Here is a 7,634-nt window from a genome sequence, read left to right on the forward strand (position 1 = left end):
ATGAGAACACGTTCTAAATTGCCGTCCGGCCCAGGCCGGTCCCTTTCACCGACACACGGGTCAGGGCATGCTGATGGAGGTCTTCGATGAAAACAAAAGGCGCGCTGCTCTGGGAGTTCAACCAGCCTTGGTCGGTCGAGGAAATTGAGATCGGAGACCCGCAGAAGCACGAAGTCAAAATCCAGATGGAAGCGGCCGGGATGTGCCATTCCGACCACCACCTGGTGACAGGTGGCATCCCGATGGGCGGCTTCCCGGTTCTCGGCGGCCACGAGGGCGCCGGCATCGTCACTGAGGTGGGTCCGGGAGTCGAGGATCTGGCCGCGGGCGACCACGTGGTGCTGTCCTTTATCCCGTCCTGCGGCAGTTGTCCGACCTGTCAGTCAGGCATGCGCAACCTATGCGACTTGGGCGCGAATCTGCTCAACGGCGCAGCGGTAAGCGATGGCACGTTCCGGATTCAGGCCCGGGGCCAAGACGTCTTTCCGATGACACTGCTGGGCACCTTCTCGCCGTACATGGTCGTGCACCGCAGCTCGGTGGTGAAGATCGATCCGTCGGTGCCGTTCGAAGTGGCCGCACTGGTGGGTTGCGGCGTGACCACCGGCTACGGTTCGGCGGTCCGCACCGCCGACATCCGGCCGGGCCAAGACGTCGCCATTGTCGGCATCGGCGGCGTGGGCATGGCCGCGCTGCAGGGCGCGGTCAACGCCGGCGCCCGCTACATCTTCGCGATCGACCCGGTCGAATGGAAACGCGACCAGGCCCTCAAGTTCGGCGCCACGCACGTCTACCCCGACGTCTTTGCCGCGATGGGCGGAATCATGGAAGTGACCTACGGACTGATGGCCCAAAAAGTGGTCGTGACCGTGGGCGAACTCCAGGGTGCCGACGTCGAGAACTACATGATCTTGACCGCCAAGGGCGGCACCTGCGTGCTGACCGCGATCGGCAGCCTATTGGACACCAACGTCACCCTGAACCTGGGGATGCTGACCCTGATGCAAAAGAATCTGCAGGGCACCATCTTCGGCGGCGGGAACCCGCAGTACGACATCCCGCAACTGTTGTCTATGTACAAGGCCGGAAAGCTCAACCTCGACGACATGATCACCCGTCAGTACAAGCTGGAGCAGATCAACGACGGCTACCAGGACATGCTGGAGGGCAAGAACATTCGCGGCGTGATCCGCTACACCGACGCCGACCGGTAATCACCATGTCGCAGGAAACCGTTCAGCAGTCCCCCGCATTGACTGCCTCGCAGTCGTCATGGCGTTGCGTGCAGGCCCATGACCGGGAAGGCTGGCTGGCATTGATGGCCGACGACGTCGTCGTCGAAGACCCGATCGGCAAGTCCGTCACCAACCCCGAAGGCACGGGCGTGCGGGGCAAGGACGGGGTCGCCGGGTTCTATGACACCAACATCGCCGCCAACCAGCTCACGATCAGCTGCGAGGAGACATTTCCTTCCAGCGATCCCAACGAGATCGCACATATCCTGGTGCTGCGCAGCAAGTTTGACAACGGAATCTCCAGCGCGGTGCGCGGCGTGTTCACTTACCGCGTCAACGACGCCGGGCTGATCACGAATATGCGCGGCTACTGGAACCTCGACATGATGACATTCGGCACCGAGGAGTGAGCTCCCTGCTTGCCGACCGCGGCGCCGTCGTAGTCGGCGGATCGCGGGGCATCGGCGCGGCCGTCGCGACCTTGCTGGCGCGGCACGGTGCCGGTGTGGTAGTCAACGGCCGCGACGGAGATGCTGCCCGAACCACCGCGGAAGGGATCACCGCCGCCGGCGGACGCGCGGTGGCCCAGCCCGGATCACCATCCAATGACCGGGCCGCGGAATCTTTGGTGGACAGGTGCATTGACGAGTTCGGCGCCATCCACATCCTCATGAACTGTGCCGGCATCGCCGAACCGCCGGGATCGTCCATACTCGACATCACCCCCGCCCAGTTCGATGAGCTGATCGAGGCGCACCTGGGCACGGTATTCGCGACCTGCCGCGCAGCCGCCCCGAAGATGGTCGACCAAGGCGGCGGCAGCATCGTCAACACCAGCTCGTTCGCGTTTCTGGGTGACTACGGCGGCACGGGATACCCGGCCGGCAAGGGTGCGGTGAACAGCCTGACGCTGGCGATCGCTGCCGAACTGAAAGAGCATGGTGTGCGGGCTAATGTGGTATGCCCCGGTGCCAGAACACGGTTGTCCACCGGGCCGGACTACGTCGCGCAAGTCACTGAGCTGAACAGGCGGGGGCTGCTTGACGACGTCTCGTTGCAAGGATCGCTGGACGTCGCCGGACCGGACTACGTCGCTCCCACCTATGTCTATCTGGCCAGTGATCTCGCGGAGCGACTGACTGGCGAAATCTTTGTTGCATCAGGCGGTTTCATCGGACGGTACCCTCGAACCACCCCTGCGGTGATCGGCTATCGAGACCACCACGACTCACCACCGTGGTCGGTGGCGGAGGTTTCCGCGCTGATCGACAGAGGGGCCGCCTAGTTCGCTCGTCCGAGGCCTACCCGATCTCGTGATGGAACACCAGGTCCGCCTTCAGCGTCGTCTTGGCGCCCACCATGCCGAACATGTTGCCTTCCACGGCGAACTGCTTGCGTGCGACCGTCGTCTGTGTTGTCAGCCGCACCTCGCCGCCACCAAGCATCTCGACACTGGTCTGCAGCGGCAGCGGCGCCGTGATTCCCTTGGCGGTGAGATCGGCCTGCAGGCGGACGGTATCCGCGCCGGTGGCCTCACCCCCGGTGACGACGATGGTGATGTTCGGATACTTCTCGACATCGAAAAAGGCCGGCGAGCGCAGATCCTCGTCGCGTTTTCCCAGTCCGGTGTGCACCGAGGCGGCCTTGACCTCGAGTCGGCCGGATACCGTTCGAGCATCTTGAATTTCCCCTCCGCCGCTGAATTCGGTGAAATCGCCGCGGACCTTCATCGCGCCCCACATCGTCTTGTTCTCGAACCGGATAGAGGATCGCTCGGGAACCAGGCTCCAAACGCCCACCGATTCGGGACTGCTGAGAAATGTTGTGACAGTTAACATGTCACCTCCCTGCTTATCAACGCGGGTTGACCGCGGAGCGCCGCAGCCAACCCTTCGGCACCTGCACCAGCTAACTATCGACGATAGTCCTTGCGGCCTTTCCACAACAGCGAAGTGCACCAGATGCCCCGCCGAGGATGGCGGCGCGACCGGACTCATATGCTGAGGCGCACGGCCCGTGTCGGCGACGATGCAGTGGGGGACGAAGCGATGACAAGGAGCGGCGCTCATGACAACCGTCTTCACCAAGATCATCAACCGGGAACTGCCGGGCCGGTTCGTGTACGAGGACGACGAGGTTGTCGCTTTCCTGACCATTCAGCCGATGACGCAGGGACACACGCTGGTCGTGCCGCGAGCAGAGATCGATCAATGGCAGGACATCGACAAGGCCGCGTTCGGCCGGGTTATGTCGGTGGCGCAGCTGATCGGTAAGGCCGTCTGCCGCGCGTTCGACGCTCAGCGTGCCGGCGTGATCATCGCCGGGCTCGAGGTTCCCCACCTGCACGTGCACGTCTTCCCGACCCGCAGCCTGAGCGATTTCGGCTTCGCCAACGTCGATAACAATCCGTCTCCGGCATCTCTGGACGAGGCGCAGGCCAAGATCAAGGCGGCCCTCGCCGAGCTAGCCTGAGCTCGCGGGAGAGTCATCGTGTGCAGGTGCGCATGTTGCTTGACGTCGTATAACTCTATGTCCGGGTAGCCGTCCGGCTCGATTGCCCGGCGCTGCGGGTCCGGCGGCCGAAACCGTCATCACGGCCCGAGCCGACGCGGGCCGGCACGTCGGCGATGCGCGGCAGGCTGACGTAGAAGCGGCAGCCCTGCCCGGGCGCCGTGGTCACGGTAACGGTGCCGCCGTGGGCGAGGACCAACGAGTCGACGATCGACAACCCCAGCCCGGTGCCGCCGCTGATCCGCGCCCGTGACGAGTCGGTGCGATAGAACCGTTCGAAGATACGCAGCGCATCCTCGTGACTCATGCCGGGTCCTTCGTCAACGACCTCCACAATCGCGTCGTCACCCTCGGTACCGACCCGGACGGTGATGTCCGCGGATTCCGGTGTGTGCTGCAATGCGTTGGAAACCAGATTGCCAAGCACCTGGCGTAGTCGGGGCTCGTCGCCGAGCACCTCCGGGGTGCCGGGACCGTCGAATACCTGCATGGTGATGTTGCGTTTCGGCGCGATCGCCTGCGCGTCATGCACGGCATCACTGGCTAGCGCCAGCAGGTCGACCCGATTCTGTTCGATCGGTCGCTGCGCGTCCAGCCGGGCCAGCAACAGCAGATCGTCGACCAGCAGGCCCATCCGGCGCGATTCGCTCTCGATTCGCGACATCAGCATTTCCATGTCGCGCGCGGCGCCCTGGCGATACAGCTCCGCGAAGCCGCGGATGGTGGTCAATGGAGTGCGCAGTTCATGGCTGGCGTCGGTGATGAAGCGCCGCATCCGCTCTTCGGAGGTACGCGCCTGCTCCGCCGAGGATTCAGAGGACGCCAACGCCCGCTGAATCTGCGCGAGCATTCCGTTGAGCGCCGCGGAAAGCCGACCGACCTCCGTTCGCGGATCACGTTCGGGGACACGTCGATCCAGCTGTCCGGCGGCGATCGCCGCGGCGGTCTGTTCGACCTCCATCAACGGTCGCAGGCTCCGATGCACCGACCAAAATTCCGCAAGCCCGAGGACCACCAACACTGCTGCACCGATGCCGAGTTGCAACCAGACGAGTGACCGGACCGTCGCCTGCGCATCGGAAAGGTCGTAGGCAACGGTGACCAATCGACCGTGCGGCCCATGCACCGACACCGCCCGCCATTGCACGCCGGACTTGTCGACCGATCCGACCGTTGTCGGTTTGGGGCCCACATCGTTGTTTTCCGGCAATGCGGGTTGCGCATTGCTGTCGTTGACAACCGTCCAGGTGTGCCCGTCCGGGGACATGGTGCGCAGGTAAAAGTTGGACGGCGGACCTTCCGGGGTCGGACCGCGGCGCGCTGAGGAGGTCCCTGGCGGCGCCTGCGCCCAGCTGCGGCGCGTCCCCTCTTGCAGCGTCTGGTCGACCCGCTTGATCAGGCTGTGTCGCAGGATCTCGGTGACGGCGATGCCGCTGGCGGTCAGCCCGCACGCTGCCAGCAGCAGGGTGGCGGCGACCAAGCCGACTCGTAGCGGCAGTGCGACCCGATGGTGTCTCGGCATCTGGTTATTCTGCGCCCACGCTGCGCTATTTCACGGCGCGGCCGCGCTGCGTCTCATCGCGGTTCCCGCAGCACATAGCCCACCCCGCGCAAGGTGTGCAGCAGCCGCTTCTCGCCGGTGTCGATCTTGCGGCGCAGATACGACACGTAGGACTCGACAACGTTGACGTCACCGCCGAAGTCGTAGCGCCAGACGTGGTCCAGGATTTTCGGTTTGCTCAATACGGTGCCGGCGTTGATCACGAAATAGCGCAGCAGCGTGAACTCGGTGGGCGACAGCGACACCGGCGTTCCGGCCTTCCACACCTCGTGGGTGTCCTCGTCAAGTTCGATGTCGGCGAACGCCAGCCGGGCATCGCGCGGCTCGGTGACACCTTTGCCGGTGCGCCGCAAGATGACTCGCAACCGAGCGACTACCTCTTCCAGGCTGAACGGCTTCGTGACGTAGTCGTCTCCGCCGAGGGTCAGCCCGGCGATCTTGTCTTGCAACGAGTCGCGGGCGGTGAGGAACAGCGCAGGCGCGTCGATGCCGTCGGCGCGTAGCCGGCGCAGCACTCCGAAGCCGTCCATCCCGGGCATCATCACGTCGAGGATCACCGCATCCGGCTTGACCTCGCGAGCCAGATCCAGCGCCGCCGGTCCGTTCCTCGCGGTGTGCACCTCGAAGCCCTGGAACTTGAGGCTGACCGACAGAAGCTCGACGATGTTGTCTTCGTCGTCAACGACGAGTACCCGCGCCTCCGGACTAGCTTCTTCTCTTGCTATTGCCGATGCCATCTGTCTATTTCCTCGCACTTAGATCAACACAGCCTCCACAAACGCTGTGGACTTGCTGTCAGTTGGCGATCACTGTTCTGCGAACAGTGCCAGGCCGCCGTGAGCGGCGCGAATACACTCGGGGAATGAACCTCGGCAAAAGCCTGGCGAGCATCGCCACTGCGCCCGTGCGAGTCGGACTCGCCGCCGCCGACGCGGGCCTAGGCGTTGCGACCTCAGCGCTTGGCCTGGCACATCGAACATTGGGCGAGGCAGGCCCCGCGCAGGGGTCGAATGCGGTCGCGCACATGCTGGGCATCGACGACGCCATCACTCGGGCCAACCGGCTGGCCCGGTTGCTCGACGACGACGCGCCGATTGGGCGCGCCCTTGCCACCGACGGGCCGATCGACCGGCTGCTGCGTCCAGGTGGGGTGGTCGACCTGCTGACCCAGCAAGGCGGGCTGCTCGACCGGTTGACCGCCGAAGGTGGTGGGCTGGAACGCGCGCTGAAGCCCGGTGGGCTGGCGGATCAGCTGGTCGCCGACGACGGGTTGATCGAACGGCTGCTCGCCGAGGACGGGCTGGCCGATCGGCTCCTCGCCGAGGGCGGTCTGATCGACAAGCTCACCGCCCGCAACGGGCCGCTTGAGCAGCTCGCCGCCGTCGCCGACACACTGAGCCGGCTCGCTCCCGGAATGGAGGCACTGGAGCCGGCCATTGCCACGCTGCAAGACGCCGTCATGTCGCTGACCATGGTGGTCAATCCGCTCAGCAGCATCGCCGAGCGGATTCCGCTGCCCGGCCGCCGCCCGTCACGCCGCACTCCGCCGCGGACCGTGCGTTCCCAGCGACTCATCGACCACGAGCGCTCCGGCCCCGACGTCGAGTGAGCCGTTCGACCGGATTGCGCGGCTCCTCAGCGGGCCGTACCGGCCCGCATCGTCGCCCCGCTAGGCTGACACCGGTTAAAACCGGCCTCCTTAGCTCAGTGGTAGAGCACTCGCCTTGTAAGCGAGCGGTCGTCAGTTCAATCCTGACAGGGGGCTCCAACGCTCATCTTGGCGTTACCTCGGAGGCGGCGAGAGCTCGCGATGGGCTGGGTTGCTTTCGAATGAAGCTGGGCTTATGAGCACGGCATTTACTCGGTCAATTTACGTTGACCTGCTGTACTGTTGTCACAACTGTAAGTTCCACAGGAACAGTGGGAGATCACCTTGACTGCGTTGAGCGAAGCCACTCAGTGATAACCAAAGGCGCTCTGGTCTGGGACTTCAATCAGCCATGGTCGGTCGAGGAAATCGATATAGGCGAGCCCCGGAAGGGCGAGGTCAAGGTCCAACTGGAAGCCGCGGGGCTGTGTCATTCCGATCACCACGTGGTAAGCGGCGACATCCCGATGGCAGCGTTTCCCATGCTTGGTGGTCACGAGGGCGCCGGCATCGTCGTCGAGGTAGGCGAAGGCGTCGAAGGACTTGCTGTGGGTGACCACGTCGCAGCGTCGTTCATACCGTCGTGCGGCAAGTGCCCCTCCTGCCGCGCGGGCGAGACCAATCTGTGCGACGTCGGGATGGGCCTGATGGCGGGAACAGCCGTCTCCGACGGGACCTT

9 protein-coding genes and 1 tRNA gene are annotated in these 7,634 nt (G+C 64.5%); 7 read left to right on the forward strand and 3 right to left on the reverse strand.

The features are described 5' to 3' along the window. Positions 1 to 86 precede the first annotated feature (86 nt). From VNW74_RS20195 to VNW74_RS20205, 3 genes are read left to right on the forward strand one after another with little or no spacing between them, the layout of a single operon-like run. Positions 87 to 1,214, forward strand: coding sequence for an NDMA-dependent alcohol dehydrogenase (locus VNW74_RS20195; RefSeq protein ID WP_325680041.1), 1,128 nt, complete (start codon positions 87 to 89; stop codon positions 1,212 to 1,214). Between the two features lie 5 nt (positions 1,215 to 1,219). Further along, positions 1,220 to 1,645 (forward strand): nuclear transport factor 2 family protein, encoded by a 426-nt coding sequence (locus VNW74_RS20200; protein ID WP_325680043.1) that lies wholly within the window; start codon positions 1,220 to 1,222, stop codon positions 1,643 to 1,645. Next, positions 1,642 to 2,520, forward strand: coding sequence for an SDR family NAD(P)-dependent oxidoreductase (locus VNW74_RS20205; protein ID WP_325680045.1), 879 nt, complete (start codon positions 1,642 to 1,644; stop codon positions 2,518 to 2,520). The genes VNW74_RS20200 and VNW74_RS20205 overlap by 4 nt, the downstream gene beginning before the upstream one ends. Positions 2,521 to 2,536: 16 nt before the next feature. Here the strand turns inward: VNW74_RS20205 and VNW74_RS20210 are convergent, their stop codons facing one another. Further along, on the reverse strand, positions 2,537 to 3,073 hold the full coding sequence (locus VNW74_RS20210) for a YceI family protein (protein WP_325680047.1): 537 nt from the start codon (positions 3,071 to 3,073) through the stop codon (positions 2,537 to 2,539). Positions 3,074 to 3,302: 229 nt separating this feature from the next. Between VNW74_RS20210 and VNW74_RS20215 the strand changes: the two genes are divergently transcribed. Further along, positions 3,303 to 3,707 carry an HIT family protein gene (locus tag VNW74_RS20215; RefSeq protein ID WP_325680049.1) on the forward strand — a complete coding sequence of 135 codons (405 nt, stop codon included), beginning with the start codon at positions 3,303 to 3,305 and terminating at the stop codon, positions 3,705 to 3,707. Between the two features lie 55 nt (positions 3,708 to 3,762). On the opposite strand, the gene VNW74_RS20220 is transcribed toward VNW74_RS20215, so the two are convergent. Both VNW74_RS20220 and VNW74_RS20225 read right to left on the reverse strand, forming a co-directional pair. Continuing rightward, positions 3,763 to 5,268, reverse strand: a complete 1,506-nt coding sequence (locus VNW74_RS20220; protein ID WP_325680050.1) for a HAMP domain-containing sensor histidine kinase — start codon at positions 5,266 to 5,268, stop codon at positions 3,763 to 3,765. A 53-nt stretch (positions 5,269 to 5,321) separates the two neighbouring features. Then, positions 5,322 to 6,044 carry a response regulator transcription factor gene (locus VNW74_RS20225; protein ID WP_325680052.1) on the reverse strand — a complete coding sequence of 241 codons (723 nt, stop codon included), beginning with the start codon at positions 6,042 to 6,044 and terminating at the stop codon, positions 5,322 to 5,324. A gap of 125 nt (positions 6,045 to 6,169) precedes the next feature. Here VNW74_RS20225 and VNW74_RS20230 point away from each other — a divergent pair, with 125 nt between their 5' ends. The 3 genes from VNW74_RS20230 to VNW74_RS20240 form a co-directional block, all read left to right on the forward strand. Then, a complete protein-coding gene (locus VNW74_RS20230; protein ID WP_325680054.1) occupies positions 6,170 to 6,916 on the forward strand; it encodes a hypothetical protein in 747 nt (248 codons plus the stop codon). Positions 6,917 to 7,000: 84 nt separating this feature from the next. Beyond that, positions 7,001 to 7,075: transfer RNA gene (locus tag VNW74_RS20235), tRNA-Thr, on the forward strand. A 191-nt stretch (positions 7,076 to 7,266) separates the two neighbouring features. After that, on the forward strand, positions 7,267 to 7,634 hold a 368-nt coding region (locus tag VNW74_RS20240; protein WP_325680056.1), incomplete at its 3' end, for an alcohol dehydrogenase catalytic domain-containing protein.

This window comes from Mycobacterium sp. (assembly GCF_035570115.1).
Classification (GTDB): domain Bacteria; phylum Actinomycetota; class Actinomycetes; order Mycobacteriales; family Mycobacteriaceae; genus Mycobacterium.

Coding starts and splice junctions, on each gene's coding strand:
- VNW74_RS20195 (WP_325680041.1), top strand. CDS start 87: ATGAAAACAAAAGGCGCGCTGCTCTGGGAGTTCAACCAGCCTTGGTCG.
- VNW74_RS20200 (WP_325680043.1), top strand. CDS start 1,220: ATGTCGCAGGAAACCGTTCAGCAGTCCCCCGCATTGACTGCCTCGCAG.
- VNW74_RS20210 (WP_325680047.1), bottom strand. CDS start 3,073: ATGTTAACTGTCACAACATTTCTCAGCAGTCCCGAATCGGTGGGCGTT.
- VNW74_RS20215 (WP_325680049.1), top strand. CDS start 3,303: ATGACAACCGTCTTCACCAAGATCATCAACCGGGAACTGCCGGGCCGG.
- VNW74_RS20220 (WP_325680050.1), bottom strand. CDS start 5,268: ATGCCGAGACACCATCGGGTCGCACTGCCGCTACGAGTCGGCTTGGTC.
- VNW74_RS20225 (WP_325680052.1), bottom strand. CDS start 6,044: ATGGCATCGGCAATAGCAAGAGAAGAAGCTAGTCCGGAGGCGCGGGTA.
- VNW74_RS20230 (WP_325680054.1), top strand. CDS start 6,170: ATGAACCTCGGCAAAAGCCTGGCGAGCATCGCCACTGCGCCCGTGCGA.